Genomic DNA, 18895 nt, shown 5'->3' with positions numbered 1-18895 from the left:
GCAAGGATGACGGCCACAAAGAGCGAACAAGGTCTGGCACTGGCATGGGTGGCATTGGCGCAGGTGGCACTGCCGCAGTCCAGGGACGCAGGGCATGTGGTGGCAAGGCCGCAGGATGCGCCGGTCACGCACGCGCAATGGGTCGATGCTGTCCGGGCGTGGTGCGCGGCCTTCCAGCGTGTGCAAGGGGCGGAAGTGGCCTTGTACTGCGGCAATCCGCTGACCTTTGCCGCTGCGCTATGGGGTGCATGGCACGCGGGCAAGACGCCGGTGCTGGCCAGTGACCTGCATGCGCACACGCTGTCGGCGCTGCTGCCCCAGGTGGCGGCCTGCGCGGGCGAGTTGCCCCAGGCCCTGGTGCCTGATGCCGCTGGCGCGGACGGCGTGGTACTACAGCCCCTGGACATGCAAAAGGCGCGCGTCGTGCTGTTCACGTCCGGCTCCACGGGGGTGCCCGAGCGCATTGAAAAGCGGCTGTCGCAGCTGGATGCCGAGGTGCAGGCCCTGCAGGCCGTGTTCGGTGCCGGCATGGCGCAGGAGCCGCACGTGCAGGTGCTCTCCACCGTGGCGCACCATCACATCTACGGCCTGCTGTTCCGCATTCTGTGGCCGCTGGCGGCGGGCCGCGCCATGGGCACGCATCTGGCGCACTATCCCGAGGATCTGGTGCAGCCACTGCAGCAGGCGCCGCGCAGCCTGCTGGTATCGAGCCCCGCCATGCTCGGCCGCTTGCCGACGCACCTGGACTGGTCGCAGGCGATGGAGCGGCTGGGCGGTGTGTTTTCCTCCGGCGGCCCACTGGCCGAGAGCGCCTCGCAGCACACGCTGCAACTGCTGGGCCATTCGCCCACCGAAGTCTTCGGCAGCTCTGAAACCGGCGGTATCGCCTGGCGCCGCCGCGCAGAACACGGCGAATCCTGGCAGGCCCTGCCTGGCGTGGAGCTGCGCCTGTCGGACAGCGGGCTTCTTGCCGTGCGCTCGCGCCATCTGCCTGATGCGCAGCTTTGGTGGGAGACGGCCGACCGTGCCTTGCCCGGCACCGACGGCCTGGGCTTCGTGCTGCAGGGGCGTGCAGACCGCATTGTGAAGATTGCCGAAAAGCGGGTGTCCCTGACCGCCATGGAGCGTGTTCTGGAAACCCATGGTGACGTCCGGCAGGCCAGGGCCGTGGTGCTGGAGCAGCCGCTCGGCGTCAGCGGCATGGCTGGCGGCGCGCCGCAGCGCGTGGGCATGGTGGTGGAGCTGTCCGAAGCGGGCTGGCAGGCGTTGCAGCAGCAGGGCCGCCGCGGCATGGGTCAGGCGCTGCGCTTGCTGCTGCAACCCTGCGTGGACCGCGTGGCCTTGCCGCGCCACTGGCGTTATGTGGAGCGCATGCCCATGAATGCGCAGGGAAAGACCACGCATCACAGCCTGCTGACCTTGTTCAATCCCGTGATTCCCGTGCCGGCATGGCAGGAACGCAGCGCGCAGCGCGCCACGGCGCAATTGCTGGTGCAGCCCCGGCTGCGCGTGCTGGAGGGGCATTTTCCCGAGGCATCCCTGGTGCCCGGCGTGGCGCAACTGCATTGGGTGGTGAGCCTGGCGACCCAGGCCTTCGGCCTGGAGCACGGATTTGCCGACGCGCAACTGCTCAAGTTCCAGCAGCCCATCCTACCCGGCGATACGGTGCAGATGCAGCTGCAGTGGCAGCCCGAGAAAGGCTGGCTGCAGTTCGAGTTGAGTTCCGCGCGGGGCGTGCATGCCAGCGGCCGCCTGCTGGAGCGCAGGCCATGACGGCACCTGGCTTTCGTCCCACGGCCCTGATCCCCGTCTACAACCACCCCGACACGGTGGGCGTGATGGTCCGAGGCTGCCTGCACGCCGGCCTGCCGTGCCTGCTGGTGGACGACGGCTCGGGGCCGCGCTGCGCCGCCGTGCTGGATGCGCTGGCAGCGCAGCACGCAGGGCAGGTCCAGGTGCTGCGCCTGGCAAGCAACCAGGGCAAGGGTGCCGCCGTGATGGCCGGCCTGCGCGCCGCGCTGGCCCAGGGCTGCACGCATGCGCTGCAGATCGATGCCGATGGCCAGCACGCCGTCAGTGACATTCCCGCCTTCCTGGCGCTGGCCCGTGCCCACCCGGGGAGCATGGTCTGCGGGGCGCCCGCCTATGACGCCAGCGTGCCCAAGGCGCGTCTTTATGGCCGGTACCTCACCCATGTGTGGGTGTGGATCAACACCTTGTCGTTGGACATTCGCGATTCCATGTGCGGCTACCGCGTGTATCCGCTGAAGACCACGGTGGCGGTGCTGGACCGCACCCGCATGGGTCGGCGCATGGAATTCGACACCGAAGTGCTGGTGCACCTGCACTGGCGCGGCGTGGCCTTCGTGACCTTGCCCACGCCCGTGACCTATCCCGCCGATGGGCTGTCGCACTTCAGGGTCTGGAGCGACAACCTTCGGATCTCCGGCATGCACGCGCGCCTGTTCGGCGGCATGCTGCTGCGCAGCCCGCAACTGTTGGCGCGCCGACTGCGAACGCGGGGGGCGTCATGAGCGGGCCTTCCACACGCAGCCCGCACCACTGGGCGCAGATCGGTGAAAGCACCTGCGTGGGCGGCATGTGGCTGCTCTACCAGCTTCACCGCTGGCTGGGCCGCTGGCCCTTTCTGCTGTGCCTGTATCCGGTCGTCGGCTACTACTGGCTCACGCGCCCGGTGGCGCGGCGCGCTTCCCTGCAGTACCTGCAGCGCCTGCAACAGGCGCATGGCCTGTGGCCGCGCGGGCCGGGCTGGGTGCACGGCCTGCGGCACTTTGGTGTCTTTGCCCAGGTGATCCTGGACAAGCTGCTTGCCGTAACGAGCAGCTACCGCACCGAGCACGTGCGTTTGGAGGGGCAACAGTCCTTGCTGGACCTGATGGCCTGCGGGCAGGGGGCCGTGCTGGTGACCGCGCACATGGGCTGCGTCGAGCTGTGCCAGACCCTGGCCCGGCAATGCCCTGGCCTGCAACTGACCATCCTGGTGCATACCCGGCATGCCGAGCGCTTCAACCGCCTGCTGCGCCGCATGGCGCCGGACAGCGGGGTGCAGCTGCTGCAGGTCTTGGACTTCAACATGGCCACCGCCATGGCACTGGCCGACCGCGTGGCGCGCGGGGAGTTCATCGCCATTGCCGGTGACCGCGTTCCTGTGCATGAGAGCAAGACCACGCAGGCCCTGTTTCTGGGCCATGAGGCCGCCTTCCCCTGCGGGCCCTACATCCTGTCTGCCCTGCTCAAGTGCCCGCTGTATTTCATGGGCTGCGTGCATGAGGGACGGGGCTATGCCGTCGAGTTCGTGCCGCTTGCCGCCCAGGTTGAACTGCCGCGCGCGCGGCGCGCGCAGGCGCTGGCCGGCTATGCCCGGCTCTATGCCCGGCAGCTTGAACGCCTGCTGTGCAAGGCGCCTTATGACTGGTTCAACTTCTTCCCGTTCTGGGAGCAGGGCATGCCTGCACCTGCACCCACGCATCCTCTCAACCATGGGTAATTTGCCCTTCACGCGGAGCCTTCATGGCCACTGACCAGGAAATCGCCTCGCGCGAGCGGCTGAGCTACGAGATCGAAGTCACGCCAGCGTTCTACGACATCGACGTGATGGAGATCGTCTACCACGGCCACTACGTGCGCTATCTCGAACTGGCTCGCAGCGCCTTGCTGGCCCACTTCGACTACGACTATCCCCGCATGCGAGACTCCGGCTACGGCTGGCCCGTGGTGGACATGCGTCTCAAATACGTGCGCCCGGCGCTGTTCGGACAAAAGCTCCGGATCAAGGCCACCATCACCGAGTGGGAAAACCGCCTGCGCATCGACTACCTGTTCAGCGATGCCGCCACGGGCGAGAAAGTGAACACGGCCCACACCACCCAGGTGGCCGTGGACATGCGCACGCGCGAGATGTGCTTTGTCTGCCCTCCCGTGCTGTGGGAACGGCTGGGGGTGCAGCCATGACTGCCCGAGGGACGCGCTTGGCTGCATGGGGCATGGCCTGCGCCCTGGCCTGCACCTTGTCTCTTCCGGCTGCCTTGCAGGCCGCGCCTGCTGCCGGTGTTTCCGGCGTTGGCGACGGCTCCCAGACCGCCCCGGCCTCCCAAGTGTCACAGCAGGCTCTGTTGGCCCAGGTGCGTGAGCGCGTGCAGAGCGCGCCTGTGGTGCGTGGTCAGTTCACGCAGCTCAAGACCGTGCAGGGCTTCAGGCAGCCGCTCAAATCCTCGGGCGACTTCGTCGTGGCACGTGGCAAGGGCATCGCCTGGCAGGTGCGACAGCCCTTTGCCTCGACGCTGATCGTCAGGCCCGACAGCCTGCTGTCGCGCGGCGCCGATGGCAGCACGGCCGTGCAGATGCGCGCGCAGGACGAGCCTGTGCTGCGCACCATCAATGCCATGCTGTTTGCCGTGGTGTCGGCGGACCTGGCGCAGCTCACCCACTACTTCGAGGTCAGCGGCCAGGTGCAGGGTGCCGGCTGGAGTCTCCACCTGGTGCCGCGCGACCCCGTGCTGGCCCAGTGGCTGCAGGCGGTGGACCTGAGCGGCCAGCAGTTTGTGCAGTCCGTGCAATTGCAGGAGGCGCGCGGCGACCGCAGCCAGATCCAGATGGCGAACCCCGTTGCCGAGCAGGCGCTGCGTGCGCAGGATGCCGCCCTGTTTGACTGAGCCCGCGCCATGAGCACCAGTCCATCCCCCGCGCACGACACCGGCAGCCAGGACCGTCCCGGCCTTCTGTGGCGTGCAGCCGCATTGGCCTGGCTGCTGGCCGTGCTGGTGGTGGCCGTGCACCAATGGCATTTCTGGCATGGCCAGCGCATGGACACCGATGTGCTGGCACTGCTGCCGGTCAATGAACAGGCGCCCGAGGTGACGCGCGCCACGCAGCAGCTGGCCGACCAGTTGTCGCGCCAGGTCACCGTGCTGCTGGGTACGCCCGACTGGGCCGGCAGCCGACAGGCAGCACAGCAGTTGCGGCAAAGCCTTTCACGTCAGGCGGCCGCGCCGCTGCGCGAACAGGCACTGGCGCAGCAGGTCTCCATGCAGGCGGCCCTGGATTTCTACCAGCCCTGGCGCCAGTCCCTGCTTACGCCGCAGCAGCGCGACCGGCTGCAGCACACGCCGGGCGAGGTCCTGGTGCAGCAGGTCCTGCAGGACCTGTACCAGCCCGGCCTGCAGGCGCGGTTGACCGACTGGATTCGTGATCCCCTGGGCCTGTGGACCCCCTGGTGGACGGCGCGCGCTGCGCAAAGCCATGCGCGGCCGCGCGACGGTGAGCTGTGGGTGTCCGGGCAGGGGCAGCAATGGGTGCTGCTGCAGTACGCGCTGTCGGGCTCGGCGTTTCGCCTGTCAGGCGAACCCGTGCTGCAGGATGCGCTGCAGCAGGCCCTGGCCGATGTGCGCCGGCAATGGCCCGATGCGCAACTGCTGGTGGCCGGCGTACCGCTGCATGCCGAGGCAGCGGCCACGCAGGCGCATGGCGAGATCAACACCATCGGCTGGGGCTCCCTTGCCGCTGTCCTGCTGCTGGCGTGGCTGGCATTTCGAGCCGTGCGTCCGATGGCCCTGGTGGGCCTGTCCCTGCTGATCGGCACGGCGGTGGCGCTGAGCGTGACGGCGGCCCTGTTCGGCCAGGTGCATTTGCTGACCCTGGTGTTCGGCGCCAGCCTGGTGGGTGTGGCCGAGGACTATGGCATTCACTACTTTGCTGCCCGGCAGGGCGCCCCACGGCGCACGCCGCATGCGCTGATGCGTTCCCTGCTGCCGGCACTGTGGCTGGCGCTGGGCACCAGCGTGATTGCCTACCTGGCACTGGGCGTCGCGGCTTTCCCGGGACTGCGGCAGATGGCCGTTTTCTCCGTGGTGGGACTGGCCGCCGCCATGTTGACCGTGGTCTGCTGGTTCCCCTGGCTGGACCGGGGCCACATGCCCGCCAGCCCCGCTGCACGGCGCATAGGCCTGAGCCTGATGGCCTGGCCGCGCTGGCGCGCAGCGCTGCCGGGTTCGGTGGTGCTGTGTGCCGCCATGGCGGCCTGGCTGGCGTGGGGTGGGCGCCTGAACATCCAGGACGATGTGCGCCAGCTGCAAAACGGCGCGCCTGCCCTGGTTGCCCAGCAGCGCCAGGTGGGTGACATGCTGGGCCTGCCCAGCCCGGCCCAGTTCTACCTGCTCGACGGGGCCAGCGACCAGGAGCTGCTGCAGCGCGAGGAGCTGCTCAAGCAGCGGCTTGATGTGCTGGTGCAGCATGGTCAGCTTGCCGGTTACACGGCTGTGTCCGACTGGGTGCCTTCCGCCCGGCGCCAGAGCGAGGATCTGGCCCTGGTGCGCCGTGTCGAGGACCAGGTGCTGCAAGGGATCAATGCCCAATTGGGCGAGTCTTTCAGTACGCCTGCCGCCGCACCGGTGCAGCCCCTGACCGTGCAGGCCTGGCTGGAGCAGTCCATCTCCGCGGCGGCCGGCCCCCTGTGGCTGGGCGAGCGCGATGGCCGTTGGCGCAGCATGCTCATGCTGCGCGGCGTGGCCGGTCAGGCCGCACTGCCGGGGCTGGCGCAGGCAGCGCAGGGGCTGGAGGGCGTGGTCTGGGTGGACAAGCCCGCCGAGATCTCCGGCCTGCTGCAGCGCTACCGCCTGTCGATGACGCAACTGCTGGTGCTGGGCCACGCCCTGGTGCTGGCCGCTCTGTGGCTGCGCTTTGGCAGCCAGGCTTGGCGAGCCTGGCTGCCCACCGTGCTGGCCAGCCTGGCGGTGGCGGTGGTCCTGTCCGTCTGGGGCCAGCCCTGGCAGCTTTTCAACGTGCTGGCGCTGATGCTGTTGCTGGGCGTGGGTATCGACTACGGCATCTTCCTGCAGGAGCACGAGGACGATCCCCACGCCTGGCTGGCCGTGGTGATCGGCGCGGCCAGCACCTGGCTGTCATTCGGCCTGCTGGGCCTGTCCCAGACGCCGGCCTTGCGGGCCTTTGGCGTCACGCTGATGCTGGGCCTGCCGCTGGTGCTGGTGCTGGCGCCGCTGTTTCGCGCGCCGCCGCAGGCGCCTGCCGGCACCCCTCTCTGAAAAAGACACCGTACATGCAACGTATCGAACAGACTGAAATCCTGATCATCGGCGCCGGTCCCTCCGGCGCCGTGGCGGCGGGCCTGCTGCGCCGGCAGGGGCGCCGGGTGCTAATCCTGGAGAAGGAAGAGTTCCCGCGCTTTTCCATTGGCGAGAGCCTGCTGCCGCAAAGCATGGCCTACATCGAGCAGGCCGGCATGCTGCAGGACGTGGTGGAGGCGGGCTTCCAGCACAAGAACGGCGCGGCCTTCGCCCGGGGCGATCTGCGCACGGCCTTCGACTTCCGTGACAAGTTCTCCTGCGGATGGGGCACGACGTACCAGGTGCAGCGCGCCCATTTCGACAAGGTGCTTGCCGATGCCGCCCAGAAGGCGGGCGCCGAGATCCGCTATCGCCATACGGTGACCGGCGTGGACGTGGCAGGCGCCCAGCCGCAGGTCACGGCCCGCACGCCGCAAGGCGAGGAATATGTGGTGCAGGCCCGCCATCTGCTGGATGCCAGCGGCTTTGCGCGCATCTTGCCGCGCATGCTGGGGCTGGAGCGGCCCTCCGGTTTTCCCGTGCGCGCGGCCCTGTTCACGCATGTCGAGGATCGCATCGCGGCGCAGGACATGGACCGCGACAAGATCCTGATTTCCGTGCATCCCGAGCACCGGCATGTGTGGTTCTGGACCATTCCGTTTTCCAATGGCCGCAGCTCGCAGGGCGTTGTCGCCACGCCCGAATTCCTGGAGCGCTATGCGGGCTCCGAGGTCGAGCGCCTGCGCGCCATCATTGCCGAGACGCCCAGCCTCGCGCAGGTGCTGCGAAATGCCCGGTGGGACACGCCGGGTCGTTCGCTCACGGGCTACTCGGCCAATGTGACCGCGCTGTGGGGCCCGGGCTATGCCTTGCTGGGCAATGCGGGCGAGTTTCTGGACCCGGTGTTCTCCAGCGGCGTGACCATTGCCCTGAAGTCGGCCAGCCTGGCCGCCGACTGCATCGCCCGCAGCTGGCAGGGCGAGGCGGTGGACTGGCAACAGGACTATGCCCAGCCGCTGCAGGCAGGTGTCGATACCTTCCGTGCCTTCGTGCAGGGCTGGTACGACGGCAGCTTCCAGGATGTGATCTTCCACCCGTCGCATGCGCCGGACATCCGCCGCATGATCTCGTCCATCCTCGCCGGCTACGCCTGGGATGGACGCAACCCCTATGTGGCCGAGCCGGAGCGCCGCCTGGACGTGCTGAGCCAGCTTTGCCAGCCTGGGCAGGGGGTGATGGCATGAGGCGGCTGCGTCTTTTCCCGGCCCTTGCGCGCCAGCGTGCGCCAGCCTTGTTCGCGGTGTGCTCCGTGAGCGCTGCCATCATCACGGCCAGCGCGTTGGCAGGCTGCTCCACCGCGCCAGAGGCGCGTGCACCGCAGGGCAATGCCACGCCGCCGCGGCTGGCATTGCCGCCGGCTGCGCTGGGCTGCGCGCTGGCGCTGCAGCAGCATCTGGTGGTGCAGGCGCCTGGCCAGCCCGCGCAGGAACTGGACGCGCTGCTGGAGGTCGATGCGCAGACGGTGCGCCTGGCGCTGGTCCACCTGGGGCAGCGCGTGGGCGTGATCGTCTGGGATGGGCGGCAGCTGCAGGCCGAGCTGTCACGCTGGTGGCCGGCGCAACTAGCGCCGGCGCAGGTGCTCGGCGACATGCAGCTGGCGCTGTGGCCGGTGGACGCCATTGCGCGGGACTTGCCCGCGTCCTGGATGCTGCAAGAGGTCGGAACACCCAGCGGATCGGCCAGCGGATCGGCCAGACGCCTGTCTCACCAAGGGCAGACGCGCGTCGAGATCCGGCCTGCCGGCAGCGACGGGTTCGAGATCGTATATGCCGCAGGCGCCTGGCAACTGCGCGTTGCCTCGCCCGGCGGCATGCGTCCCTGTGCCAATGCAGGGGAGGGCGCATGACCGCGATCACCCCGACGGCACAGGCCGTGTTTGTGCAAACCCTTTCAGCCACCAGCGCCCTGGGCGCCGATGCGGCCAGCCTGCGTGCCGCATTGTTCGCCACCCAGGCCCCCGACAGCCTGCAGTGCAGCGACCGCTACAGCCCGGGCCGGCACCTGCCGCTGGGCTGCCTGCCGCCCCACGTGGTGCTTCCCACGCTGGACTGGGCACCGCCGCCGCAGCGATCGCGCAACAACGCCCTGGCATGGCACACCGCCCAGGGCGTGCGCGGCTCGGTGGAGCAGGCACTGTCGCGCTGGGGCCCGGCGCGTGTGGGCGTGGTGGTGGGCACCAGCACGGCCGGCGTGCAGGAGGGCGAAGCCGCCGCCGCCCATTGGCAGGCACAGGGCCGGTTCCCGCAGGACTTTGATTACGCCTTGCAGGAAATGGGCAATGTGTCGGAGTTCCTGGCCCAGCACCTGGGCATCCAGGGGCCGGCGCACACCCTCTCCACCGCCTGCTCCTCCGGGGCCAAGGCGTTGGCATCTGCCGCGCGCTGGCTGCAGGCCGGCCTGGTCGATGCCGTGCTGGCCGGCGGGGTGGATGCGCTGTGCGCTTTCACCGTGGCCGGTTTCAGCGCGCTGCAGGCCGTGTCGGACCAGCGCTGCAACCCGCTGTCTGCCCGGCGCAGCGGCATCAACCTGGGCGAGGGCGCGGCGTTCTTCCTGCTGACGCGAGAGCCAGGCCCCGTGCGTCTGGCCGGTTGGGGCGAGACCCAGGATGCCCACCACATGTCGGCCCCCGACCCATCCGGCCAGGGCGCCATCCAGGCCATGGAGCAGGCGCTGCGGCGTGCGGCCATGCGGCCCGGTGACGTGGACTACATCAACCTGCACGGCACGGCCACGGTGCACAACGACGCCATGGAAAGCCTGGCCATTCACAGCGTGTTCGGCGAAGCAACGCCCGTGAGCTCCACCAAGCCGCTGACCGGCCACACCCTGGCGGCGGCCGGGGCGCTGGAAGCGGCCATGGCCTGGCACCTGCTGCACGACAACCCGCAGGGCCGGCTTCCTGCGCACTGGTGGGATAGCGAGCAGGCGCCCGAACTGCCCGCCCTGGCCGTGGTCCGCCCGGGCATGGCGCTGGGGCGTGCGCCCCGGGCCGTGCTCAGCAATTCCTTTGCCTTTGGCGGCAGCAACTGCGCCCTGCTGCTGGCCGCTGCCTGAGGAGCCATCGAGATGAACGCATTTCTACCGATTGAAAACTACGTGCCCCATCGCGGCGTGATGCTGCTGCTGGACTGCCTGCTCGATGCATCTGCCGACAGCGCCCATGCGCAGGTCACCGTGCCGCGTGATGGCCTGTTTCTGCAGGACGCCGGCATGCCCGCCTGGGTGGGGCTGGAGTACATGGCCCAGACCGTGGCCGCCTGGGCCGGCTGGCAGGCGGTGCAGGCCGGGCGGCCCGTCAAGCTGGGTTTTTTGCTGGGCACGCGCAAGTTCCAGGCGGCCTGCGCACATTTTTCCCCGGGCAGCGTGCTGCGCGTGAGCGTGCACTGCGAACTGGTGGGCACCAATGGCCTGGGCATGTTCGATTGCCGCATCCAGCCCCTGGGCGAGGACCGCGTGCTCGCCCAGGCCCGCATATCCGTTTACGAACCAGACAATGGCAGCGCATTCATACAGGCGCTGGAGCAAGAAGGAGTTGGACAAGCATGAGTGCAATCGCCCAGCCAGCCACGGTGCTGGTGACCGGGTCGAGCCGGGGCATAGGCCGGGCCATCGCCCTGCGCCTGGCGCGCGATGGTTTCGACATCGTGGTCCATTGCCGCAGCGGCCGCGAGCAGGCCCTGCAGACGGTGGCCGACATTGCCGCGCTGGGCCGGCAGGCCCGCGTGCTGCAGTTCGATGTGGCAGACCGTCCTGCCTGCGCTCAGGCGCTTGAGGCCGACATGGAACAGCACGGCGCCTACTACGGCGTGGTCTGCAATGCCGGCATCGCCCGGGACAACGCCTTTCCCGCCATGACGGGCGAGGAGTGGGATGCCGTGGTGCATACCAACCTGGATGCGTTCTACAACGTGCTGCACCCGGTGGTCATGCCCATGGTGCGCCGCCGCAAGCCGGGGCGCATCGTGACGCTGGCTTCGGTCTCCGCCCTGATGGGCAACCGGGGCCAGGCCAACTACAGCGCGGCCAAGGCCGGGGTGATCGCAGCCACCAAGTCCCTGGCCGTGGAGCTGGCCAAGCGCGAGATCACGGTCAATTGCGTGGCGCCCGGCCTGATCGACACGGAAATGGTCAGCGAGGAAGTGCTCGAACATGCCTTGGCGCTGATTCCCATGCGCCGCATGGGCACGGTGGACGAGGTGGCAGGTGCGGTCGCCTTCCTCATGGGCGGCGAGGCCTCGTACGTCACGCGCCAGGTCATCTCCGTCAATGGAGGGATGGTGGGATGAGCGCAGCAAGCAAACGGCGTGTGGTCGTCACGGGCGTGGGCGCCTTGAGTCCCCTGGGCCACGACTGGGCCACGGTGCGGGAGCGACTGCGCTCCGGCAAAACCGCCATCCGGGTGATGGACGAGTGGGCTGCCTATGAGGGCCTGAGCACCCGGCTGGGCAGCACCGTGCCGCCCTTCGATCTGCCGCCGCACTACAACCGCAAGTCCATGCGCAGCATGGGCCGCGTCGCCTTGATGGCCACGCGTGCCAGCGAGCTGGCGCTGGCCGATGCCGGCCTGCTGGGCAATGCCTTCGTCAAGAGCGGGCACATGGGCGTGTCCTATGGGTCGTCCGCCGGAACGCCCTCGGCCATCGGCGACTTCGGCCGCATGATGGCCGACAAGAGCACCGAGGGCATCAACGCCAACACCTACATCAAGATGATGTCGCACACGGCGGCGGTGAACATCGGCGTGTTCTTCGGAACCACAGGCCGCGTCATCACGACGTCCAGCGCCTGCACCTCGGGCAGCCAGGGCCTGGGCTATGCCTTCGAGGCCATTCAGAGCGGCAAGCAGCTTGCCATGCTGGCCGGCGGGGCCGAGGAGCTGGATGCCACGCAGGCGGCTGTGTTCGACACCCTGTTTGCGACCAGCGTCAAGAATGACAGCCCCGAGTGCACGCCACGTCCCTTCGACGCCCGGCGCGACGGCCTGGTGCTGGGCGAGGGCGCCTGCACCTTGGTGCTCGAAGAGCTGGAGCATGCACTTGCCCGGGGCGCCTGCATCCGGGCCGAGTTGATCGGCTTTGCCAGCAACTCCGATGGCACCCATGTGACGCAGCCCAACGCCGCCACCATGGCCCAGGCCATGCGCATGGCGCTTGATGACGCGGGGATCGAACCTTCGGAGGTCGGCTACGTCAACGCCCACGGCACGGCCACGGACCAGGGGGACATTGCCGAATCGCAGGCCACCCGCGAAGTGCTCGGCAGCCAGGTGCCCATCAGCAGCCTCAAGGGCTACATGGGCCACACGCTGGGCGCCTGCGGCGCGCTGGAAGCCTGGATGAGCATCGAGATGATGCGTGAAGGCTGGTTTGCAGCCAACGCGAATCTGCAGCAACCCGATCCGCGCTGCGCCGATCTGGACTACGTCATGGGCGAGCCGCGTGCCTTGCACACCGATATCGTCATGAGCAACAACTTTGCCTTTGGCGGCATCAACACCTCATTGATTTTTCGACGTTGGAAGCAACAGGAGCCAGTGAAATGAAACAGACGAGAACCGCCGCCATTGTCCTGGTCCTTGCCCTGGCCGCAGGCAGCGCGGTGGCGCGAAGCACGGACATCTATGAACCCCCGGCGGTCATGTGGACCGCCTCGCCCGAGACTACGACGCAGCAGTTGCACGATCGCATCGTGGTGGCGTCGAAGTCGCTGGGCTGGGTGGTGGTCGGCGACGAGCCGGGCCGCCTGGAGCTGCACTACGACAAGCAAGGCAAGCACCAGGTCAACATCGCGGTGCACTACAACACAGATACCTACCGGATCAGCTATCTGCACAGCGTGAATCTGAATTACTCGGAAGGCGATGGCAAGCGGGAGATCCATCCCAACTACAACCGCTGGGTCCGGAATCTGATGAAGAAAATCAGTACCCCGTAATCCATCGCTGTCCCTGTTCCATGCTTTTTTACAGAGAGGGAGTTTCCATGAGAAAGATGATCTTGGCAGCCATGGCGCTGGTGGCCGCAACGGCGGTACATGCCCGCAATGAAGCAGTAATGCTGCCGCTGGCCGATGTGGTGAAGCTCGGCCTGGAGCAGGGCAAGCTCGACGGCAGCGTGAGCTTTCACCTGTCCGGTGCCAGCACGCCTGCCATCTCCGAAAAGCTGGGCGATGACGTGTCCAACAAGAAAACCAACGGCGTGGGCAAGGACGATGCCACGGCCTGCAACTGGGCAGCGCTGTCTGCCCTGATGGCCTTCGAGGCCAAGGCCAGGCAAAAGGGCGCCAACGCCGTGGTGGACCTGCACAGCTTCAACAAGAAGCAATCCACCCGGGATCCAGTCAATTTCGAATGCCGCGCAGGCAATGTGATGGCCGGCGTGACCTTCAAGGGCACCTATGCCCGCGTAGGCCGGTGATTTGAGCGCGCCGGCCGCCTGCGCCTTGCTGTTGGGGGCGCAGGCGCCCTTGTGGGCCAATGCGCAGTCGCTGGCTGCGGGCTGGCTGACGGACTCGGAGCGGGAGTGCCATGCCGGCATGCGCGAGGCGCGCCAGCGCGAATTCATCGCCTGCCGCTATGCCATGCGCCTGCTGCTGGCCGGCGGGCACGATGCCGCATCGACCTGGCGGCTAGCAGCGCCCCGCAATGCTGCCCCCCACGTGGAGCAAGGCGGGGAGGGCGGCATTTTTGGAGCGAAGCCCCGTTTGAGCCTCTCGCACAGCGCCGGCTGGCTGGCCTGCGCCGCCGCACAAGGCCCGGTAGGCGTGGACCTTGAGCGAAGGGCTGCGCACCGCCAGCGCGACGTGCATGCCATGGCCGAGATGGTGTGCTCCCCGCCCGAACGCGCATGGCTTCAGGCGCAGGACGGAGCCCGCCTGCAGCACAGCCTGGTGCAGCTGTGGAGCCTGAAGGAGGCCTATTTCAAGAGCCTGGGCCAGGGCCTGGACTTTGTCCGGATGCGGCAGCTTGCGTGGATACCCGTCTGCGCTGCGCTCGACATGGCTGGGCCGCCCCTGGCCCACGGCCGCCTGTGGCAAGGCCGGGATTGCGATGCACAGGCCGTGTGCCTGGCGCTTTGCATGCCTGGGCCCCTGCCCGAGGTGGCTATATCAGGAAGCGAAGAAGTGCATTGGCAGCCCGCTGCGGATTGGCGACTTGTCGTGCTGGCCTGATGGCACAAGGCACATGTCCAGCTGCAGAAATTCTGACCACTGGGGTGGTTTCGCCGTTAGCTTTGCGTGTTACGTGCTGGTAGTTATGTTGGGTGGTGGCGACAAGGCAACCCAGCAGGTGGACATTGCGGCTGCAATTGCCCTGTCCAAGACCCTGGAGAACTGACCATGACCAAGATTGCTGACCTTCCCACCTTTGACATGGCCGAGCACCTGAAAACCGATGAGGACGTGGCTGCCTATCTGTCCTTGGTGCTGGAAGAAGATGACCCCTCCGAACTGGCCCATGCCCTTGGCGTGATCGCACGCACGCGCGGCATGAGCGAGATAGCCAGTGCCAGCGGTCTGACCCGGGAGGCTTTGTACAAGGCACTGCGGCCGGGCAGCCAGCCTCGGTTTGACACCATCCGTCGCGTCTGTGGCGCTCTTGGCGTGCGTCTGGTGGCTCAGCCTATCCGCACCTGATCATTGTTGCCGGAATGCACTCAGAGTGCCCAACGAAAAAGCCCCAGACTCTTGCGAATCTGGGGCTTCTTGTTTGGTGCCGGAGAAAGGAATCGAACCCTCGACCTTCTCATTACGAATGAGCTGCTCTACCAACTGAGCTACACCGGCGACAGACAAAAATTATAACGGCAAATTTATGCCTCGGAATGGTATTGCGTCACTTTTTCGACTTCGTTCTTCGAGCCGAGGATGACGCTCACACGTTCGTGCAGCTGCGTGGGCTGGATGTCGAGGATGCGCTGCTTGCCGTTGGTGGCGGCGCCGCCGGCCTGCTCGACCAGCCAGGCCATGGGGTTGGCTTCATACATCAGGCGCAGCTTGCCGGGCTTGTTGGGCTCGCGGCGGTCCCAGGGGTACATGAAGATGCCGCCGCGGGTCATGATGCGGTGCACGTCGGCCACCATGGAGGCGATCCAGCGCATGTTGAAGTCCTTGCCGCGCGGGCCTTCCACGCCGGCCAGGCATTCGTCCACGTAGCGCTTGACGGGGGTGTCCCAGTGGCGCATGTTGGACATGTTGATGGCGAATTCCTTGGTGTCCTCGGGGATGCGGATGTTTTCCTGCACCAGCACGAAGGAGCCTTGCTCGCGGTCCAGCGTGAACATGGAGACGCCGTCGCCCACGGTCAGCACCAGGGTGGTCTGCGGGCCGTAGATGCAGTAGCCGGCCGCTACCTGCTGGGTGCCGGGCTGCATGAAGTCCTGCTCGGTCACGCCGGGGTGGCCTTCGGGCTTCTTGAGCACGCTGAAGATGGTGCCGATGGAGACGTTGACGTCGATGTTGGACGAGCCGTCCAGCGGGTCGAACATCAGCAGGTACTCGCCGTGCGGGTAGCGGTTGGGCACCAGGTAGATGCCTTCCATTTCCTCGGAGGCCATGGCCGCCAGGTGGCCGCCCCATTCGTTGGCCTCGATCAGCACCTCGTTGGCGATGATGTCCAGCTTCTTCTGGACTTCGCCCTGCACGTTCTCGCTGCCGGCCGTGCCCAGCACGTCGCCGATGGCGCCCTTGTTGACGGATTGGCTGATGCGCTTGCAGGCGCGTGCCACGACTTCCAGCAGCAGGCGCAGCTGGCCGGGGATGAGGCCGTCCACGCGTTGCTGCTCGACCAGGTAGCGGGTCAGGCTGACGTTTTTCTTCATGGGTTCAACTCCTAAAAATCCGGGAGCAGATGCGGCATGGCGTATGCATCTGCTGATGAACAGCATTCCAGTGATTCCTGGCTTGCAACATAAAACCGGCGCTGCTCAAGCCAGGGACACCGAGGAAGAGCCGCCTCGCACCGAGGGTGTCGTCCCCATGCAAGGGGGAAGGCGCGAAGCGACTCAGGGGGTGGCTCGTCAATCCGCGAGGGCGCGGGTGACGACTTCACGCACGTCGTTGCTGAGTTCGGCGCGAGCCGCCACGCGGGCGATGGCTTCACGTGCAGCGGTGCGGTAGGGCTCGGCCAGCTTGCTCCAGCGGTCCAGGGCACGCGCCAGGCGGGCGGCGACCTGGGGGTTGATGGCGTCCAGCTCGATGACGCGCTCGCTCCAGAACACGTAGCCCGCCGCGTCGGCGCGGTGGAAGGCGCCGGGATTGGCGCTGCAGTAGCTGAAGATCAGGCTGCGCGCGCGGTTGGGGTTCTTGATCTGGAAGTCGGGGTGCTTCATCAGCTGCTTGACGGCCGGCAGCACGTTGCCGCCACGGTCGCAGGCGCCGCCCTGCAGCGCGAACCACTTGTCCAGCACCAGCGCATCGTGCTGGAACAGCTTGTGGAAACGCGCCAGGGCCTGGGCGGCCAGCGGGTGGCCGCTTTGCACCAGTGCCGTCAGGGCGCTCATGCGGTCGGTCATGTTGCCTGCGTCCTTGAAGCGCTGCAGCGCCTTGCCGGGCCAGACCGTGTCGCCCGATGCGCGCGCGGCCAGGCACAGCATGGACAGTGCCATGCCGGACAGGGCGCGGCGGCCGGAGCTGACGGGGTCGGGGCGGTAGGCGCCGGTGTCGCTGTGCTCCTGCCATGCCTGCTGCCAGTCGGCCTGCAGTTCGGTGGCCAGTTGCTGGCGCATGGCTTCGCGCACGGCGTGCACGCGCTGCGGATCGACCACGGCCAGTTGCTCGGCAATGTAGCTTTCGCCGGGCAGGGTCAGCATCAGTTCCTTGAAGGCCGCATCCAGCTGCGGATGGCGCAGCACGCCGCGCATGGCCTCGACGAAGGAGGCCGGCAGCAGGGCAGCGGCGATCTGGCCGCTGGCGTCTGCCGTGATGGAGGTGTCGCCAATGGCCTGCAGCGCGATGCGCAGGCCCAGGCGCTGGCCGGCTTCCCAGCGGTTGAAGGCATCGCTGTCATGGGCCAGCAGGGTCAGCAAGGCGGCATCGCTGTCGCTGTGCTGCAGCACCACGGGGGCGCTGAAGCCGCGCAGCAGCGAGGGCACGGGCTCCTGGTCCACGTCGGTGAAGACGAAGCTGTGGCTGGGTTCGGACAGCACCAACAGGCGGCTGTCGCCGGCTGCCTGCGCATCTTCGCCCTGCAGGCGCAGGGTCAGCGCGCGGCCGTCCTGGCCCAGCAGGCCCATCTGCACGGGGATGACGAAGGGCAGCTTCTCGGCCTGGCCGGGCGTGGGCGCGCAGCTTTGGCTCAGGGTCAGCGTGTAGGTGCGGGCGGCCGCGTCATAGCTGCCTTCGGCGCGCAGCTGTGGCGTGCCGGCCTGGCTGTACCAGCGCTTGAACTGGTCCAGGCGCCGGGCCAGTTCGCTGTCGGGGTTGGCGTCGGCCATGGCCTGGGCGAAGTCGTCGCAGGTCACTGCGTGGCCGTCATGGCGCTCGAAATACAGCTTCATGCCCTTGGCGAAGCCTTCGCGGCCCACCAGGTTGTGCTGCATGCGCACGACCTCGGCACCTTTTTCGTAGATGGTGACGGTGTAGAAGTTGTTGATCTCGATGTAGCTGTCGGGCCGCACCGGGTGGGCCATGGGGCCCGCATCCTCGGGGAACTGGGCGGTGCGCAGCACGCGCACGTCCTCGATGCGCTTGACGGCGCGCGCCGAGGGGCTGCCCGCCATGTCCATGCTGAATTCCTGGTCGCGGAAGACGGTCAGGCCTTCCTTGAGCGACAGCTGGAACCAGTCGCGGCAGGTGACGCGGTTGCCGGTCCAGTTGTGGAAGTACTCGTGGCCGACGACGGACTCGATGTTGGCGTAGTCGGTGTCGGTGGCCGTGGACTGGCTGGCCAGGACGTACTTGGTATTGAAGACGTTCAGGCCCTTGTTCTCCATGGCGCCCATGTTGAAGTCGCTGGTGGCGACGATCATGAAGCGGTCCAGGTCCAGGGACAGGCCGAAGCGGGCCTCGTCCCAGGCCACGCTGGCCATGAGGGAGTTCATGGCGTGCTCGGTCTTCTCCAGGTCGCCGGGGCGCACGAAGACCTGCAGCAGGTGGTCGCGGCCTGCGCGGCTCTTGATCTTTTGCTCGCGCGCAACCAGGTTGCCGGCGACCAGAGCGAACAGGTAGCTGGGCTTGCGGTGCGGATCGGCCCACTTGGCGAAGTGGCGGCCGTCTTCCAGCGCGCCTTGCTCGACCAGGTTGCCGTTGGACAGCAGCACCGGGTACGCGGTCTTGTCGGCGCGCAGCGTCACGGTGTACATGGCCATCACGTCGGGACGGTCCAGGAAATAGGTGATGCGGCGGAAACCCTCGGCCTCGCACTGGGTGAAGAACGTGCCCTGGCTCACATACAGGCCCATGAGCTTGGTGTTCTTGGCGGGCGCGCAGGTGGTGAAGATTTCCAGATCGACGGGGTCGCCGCCCTCGGGCAGGTTCTCCAGCACGAGCTGGTCGCCGTCCATCTTGAACGAGGTGCCGCCGCCGTTGACCAGCACGCGCGCAAGGTTCAGTTCATCGCCGTCCAGGCGCAGCGGCTGCGCCGGCACCTCGGTGTTGCGGCGCACGCGCATCTTGTTGAGCACGCGGGTCTTGGCCGGATCGAGATCGAAGGTCAGGTCCACGGTGTCGATCCACCAGGCAGGAGCCTGGTAGTCGGCGCGGTGGATGGCGGTGGCAGGGGCCTGCCCGTCACGCAGTTGCAGCATACAGATTCCTTC

General features: G+C 67.5%; 18 protein-coding genes and 1 tRNA gene. 16 read left to right on the top strand and 3 right to left on the bottom strand.

Going from position 1 to position 18895, the window contains the following annotated elements; genetic code table 11:
- The first annotated feature begins 6 nt into the window (after positions 1 to 6).
- From ACF8NF_RS25975 to ACF8NF_RS25900, 16 genes are all read left to right on the top strand, one after another.
- Positions 7 to 1773: an AMP-binding protein gene (locus tag ACF8NF_RS25975; RefSeq protein ID WP_160854391.1), complete on the top strand. Its 1767-nt coding sequence runs from the start codon at positions 7 to 9 to the stop codon at positions 1771 to 1773.
- On the top strand, positions 1770 to 2534 hold the full coding sequence (locus ACF8NF_RS25970; RefSeq protein ID WP_392451538.1) for a glycosyltransferase family 2 protein: 765 nt from the start codon (positions 1770 to 1772) through the stop codon (positions 2532 to 2534). The genes ACF8NF_RS25975 and ACF8NF_RS25970 overlap by 4 nt, the downstream gene beginning before the upstream one ends.
- Complete coding sequence (locus ACF8NF_RS25965; protein ID WP_392451537.1) at positions 2531 to 3508, top strand: acyltransferase; 978 nt, start codon at positions 2531 to 2533, stop codon at positions 3506 to 3508. The genes ACF8NF_RS25970 and ACF8NF_RS25965 overlap by 4 nt, the downstream gene beginning before the upstream one ends.
- Before the next feature lie 23 nt (positions 3509 to 3531).
- On the top strand, positions 3532 to 3972 hold the full coding sequence (locus ACF8NF_RS25960) for an acyl-CoA thioesterase (RefSeq protein WP_392451536.1): 441 nt from the start codon (positions 3532 to 3534) through the stop codon (positions 3970 to 3972).
- A gap of 170 nt (positions 3973 to 4142) precedes the next feature.
- Positions 4143 to 4673 (top strand): outer membrane lipoprotein carrier protein LolA, encoded by a 531-nt coding sequence (locus ACF8NF_RS25955; RefSeq protein ID WP_240479255.1) that lies wholly within the window; start codon positions 4143 to 4145, stop codon positions 4671 to 4673.
- Positions 4674 to 4682: 9 nt separating this feature from the next.
- Entirely contained in the window at positions 4683 to 7058 is a 2376-nt protein-coding gene (locus ACF8NF_RS25950) for an MMPL family transporter (protein WP_392451535.1), read from the top strand.
- Positions 7059 to 7072: 14 nt separating this feature from the next.
- Positions 7073 to 8323, top strand: coding sequence for an NAD(P)/FAD-dependent oxidoreductase (locus ACF8NF_RS25945; RefSeq protein WP_392451534.1), 1251 nt, complete (start codon positions 7073 to 7075; stop codon positions 8321 to 8323).
- Positions 8324 to 8388: 65 nt separating this feature from the next.
- Positions 8389 to 8985 carry a DUF3261 domain-containing protein gene (locus ACF8NF_RS25940; protein WP_392451533.1) on the top strand — a complete coding sequence of 199 codons (597 nt, stop codon included), beginning with the start codon at positions 8389 to 8391 and terminating at the stop codon, positions 8983 to 8985.
- A complete protein-coding gene (locus ACF8NF_RS25935) occupies positions 8982 to 10193 on the top strand; it encodes a beta-ketoacyl-ACP synthase (RefSeq protein ID WP_392451532.1) in 1212 nt (403 codons plus the stop codon). The genes ACF8NF_RS25940 and ACF8NF_RS25935 overlap by 4 nt, the downstream gene beginning before the upstream one ends.
- A gap of 12 nt (positions 10194 to 10205) precedes the next feature.
- Positions 10206 to 10685, top strand: coding sequence for a hotdog family protein (locus ACF8NF_RS25930; RefSeq protein WP_061287592.1), 480 nt, complete (start codon positions 10206 to 10208; stop codon positions 10683 to 10685).
- Complete coding sequence (locus ACF8NF_RS25925) at positions 10682 to 11425, top strand: 3-ketoacyl-ACP reductase FabG2 (RefSeq protein ID WP_209672866.1); 744 nt, start codon at positions 10682 to 10684, stop codon at positions 11423 to 11425. The genes ACF8NF_RS25930 and ACF8NF_RS25925 overlap by 4 nt, the downstream gene beginning before the upstream one ends.
- On the top strand, positions 11422 to 12681 hold the full coding sequence (locus tag ACF8NF_RS25920) for a beta-ketoacyl-ACP synthase (RefSeq protein WP_209672865.1): 1260 nt from the start codon (positions 11422 to 11424) through the stop codon (positions 12679 to 12681). Before ACF8NF_RS25925 ends, ACF8NF_RS25920 begins: the two co-directional genes overlap by 4 nt.
- Positions 12678 to 13073: a hypothetical protein gene (locus ACF8NF_RS25915; protein ID WP_209672864.1), complete on the top strand. Its 396-nt coding sequence runs from the start codon at positions 12678 to 12680 to the stop codon at positions 13071 to 13073. The genes ACF8NF_RS25920 and ACF8NF_RS25915 overlap by 4 nt, the downstream gene beginning before the upstream one ends.
- Before the next feature lie 47 nt (positions 13074 to 13120).
- Entirely contained in the window at positions 13121 to 13555 is a 435-nt protein-coding gene (locus ACF8NF_RS25910) for an excinuclease ATPase subunit (protein WP_392413085.1), read from the top strand.
- A 1-nt stretch (position 13556) separates the two neighbouring features.
- Positions 13557 to 14309: a 4'-phosphopantetheinyl transferase family protein gene (locus ACF8NF_RS25905; RefSeq protein WP_392451531.1), complete on the top strand. Its 753-nt coding sequence runs from the start codon at positions 13557 to 13559 to the stop codon at positions 14307 to 14309.
- A 168-nt stretch (positions 14310 to 14477) separates the two neighbouring features.
- Positions 14478 to 14774: an addiction module antidote protein gene (locus ACF8NF_RS25900; RefSeq protein ID WP_017406814.1), complete on the top strand. Its 297-nt coding sequence runs from the start codon at positions 14478 to 14480 to the stop codon at positions 14772 to 14774.
- Positions 14775 to 14848: 74 nt separating this feature from the next.
- Here ACF8NF_RS25900 and ACF8NF_RS25895 read toward each other — a convergent pair.
- The 3 genes from ACF8NF_RS25895 to pepN all read right to left on the bottom strand — a co-directional run bounded on the left by ACF8NF_RS25895 (position 14849) and on the right by pepN (position 18883).
- A tRNA-Thr gene (locus ACF8NF_RS25895) sits at positions 14849 to 14924 on the bottom strand.
- Between the two features lie 26 nt (positions 14925 to 14950).
- The gene (locus ACF8NF_RS25890) at positions 14951 to 15958 is read right to left on the bottom strand and encodes a class 1 fructose-bisphosphatase (RefSeq protein ID WP_012205101.1); all 1008 of its coding nucleotides are present in this window, start codon (positions 15956 to 15958) and stop codon (positions 14951 to 14953) included.
- 198 nt (positions 15959 to 16156) lie between these two features.
- Positions 16157 to 18883, bottom strand: coding sequence for an aminopeptidase N (gene pepN, locus ACF8NF_RS25885; protein ID WP_016450620.1), 2727 nt, complete (start codon positions 18881 to 18883; stop codon positions 16157 to 16159).
- Positions 18884 to 18895: the final 12 nt, after the last annotated feature.

Source organism: Delftia sp. WSY_22, from assembly GCF_043104185.1.
Taxonomy (GTDB): domain Bacteria; phylum Pseudomonadota; class Gammaproteobacteria; order Burkholderiales; family Burkholderiaceae_C; genus Comamonas; species Comamonas tsuruhatensis.
This window is presented reverse-complemented; position numbering and strand designations above follow the sequence as displayed.

Coding starts and splice junctions, on each gene's coding strand:
- ACF8NF_RS25975 (WP_160854391.1), top strand. CDS start 7: ATGACGGCCACAAAGAGCGAACAAGGTCTGGCACTGGCATGGGTGGCA.
- ACF8NF_RS25970 (WP_392451538.1), top strand. CDS start 1,770: ATGACGGCACCTGGCTTTCGTCCCACGGCCCTGATCCCCGTCTACAAC.
- ACF8NF_RS25965 (WP_392451537.1), top strand. CDS start 2,531: ATGAGCGGGCCTTCCACACGCAGCCCGCACCACTGGGCGCAGATCGGT.
- ACF8NF_RS25960 (WP_392451536.1), top strand. CDS start 3,532: ATGGCCACTGACCAGGAAATCGCCTCGCGCGAGCGGCTGAGCTACGAG.
- ACF8NF_RS25950 (WP_392451535.1), top strand. CDS start 4,683: ATGAGCACCAGTCCATCCCCCGCGCACGACACCGGCAGCCAGGACCGT.
- ACF8NF_RS25945 (WP_392451534.1), top strand. CDS start 7,073: ATGCAACGTATCGAACAGACTGAAATCCTGATCATCGGCGCCGGTCCC.
- ACF8NF_RS25935 (WP_392451532.1), top strand. CDS start 8,982: ATGACCGCGATCACCCCGACGGCACAGGCCGTGTTTGTGCAAACCCTT.
- ACF8NF_RS25930 (WP_061287592.1), top strand. CDS start 10,206: ATGAACGCATTTCTACCGATTGAAAACTACGTGCCCCATCGCGGCGTG.
- ACF8NF_RS25925 (WP_209672866.1), top strand. CDS start 10,682: ATGAGTGCAATCGCCCAGCCAGCCACGGTGCTGGTGACCGGGTCGAGC.
- ACF8NF_RS25920 (WP_209672865.1), top strand. CDS start 11,422: ATGAGCGCAGCAAGCAAACGGCGTGTGGTCGTCACGGGCGTGGGCGCC.
- ACF8NF_RS25915 (WP_209672864.1), top strand. CDS start 12,678: ATGAAACAGACGAGAACCGCCGCCATTGTCCTGGTCCTTGCCCTGGCC.
- ACF8NF_RS25910 (WP_392413085.1), top strand. CDS start 13,121: ATGAGAAAGATGATCTTGGCAGCCATGGCGCTGGTGGCCGCAACGGCG.
- ACF8NF_RS25900 (WP_017406814.1), top strand. CDS start 14,478: ATGACCAAGATTGCTGACCTTCCCACCTTTGACATGGCCGAGCACCTG.
- ACF8NF_RS25890 (WP_012205101.1), bottom strand. CDS start 15,958: ATGAAGAAAAACGTCAGCCTGACCCGCTACCTGGTCGAGCAGCAACGC.
- pepN (WP_016450620.1), bottom strand. CDS start 18,883: ATGCTGCAACTGCGTGACGGGCAGGCCCCTGCCACCGCCATCCACCGC.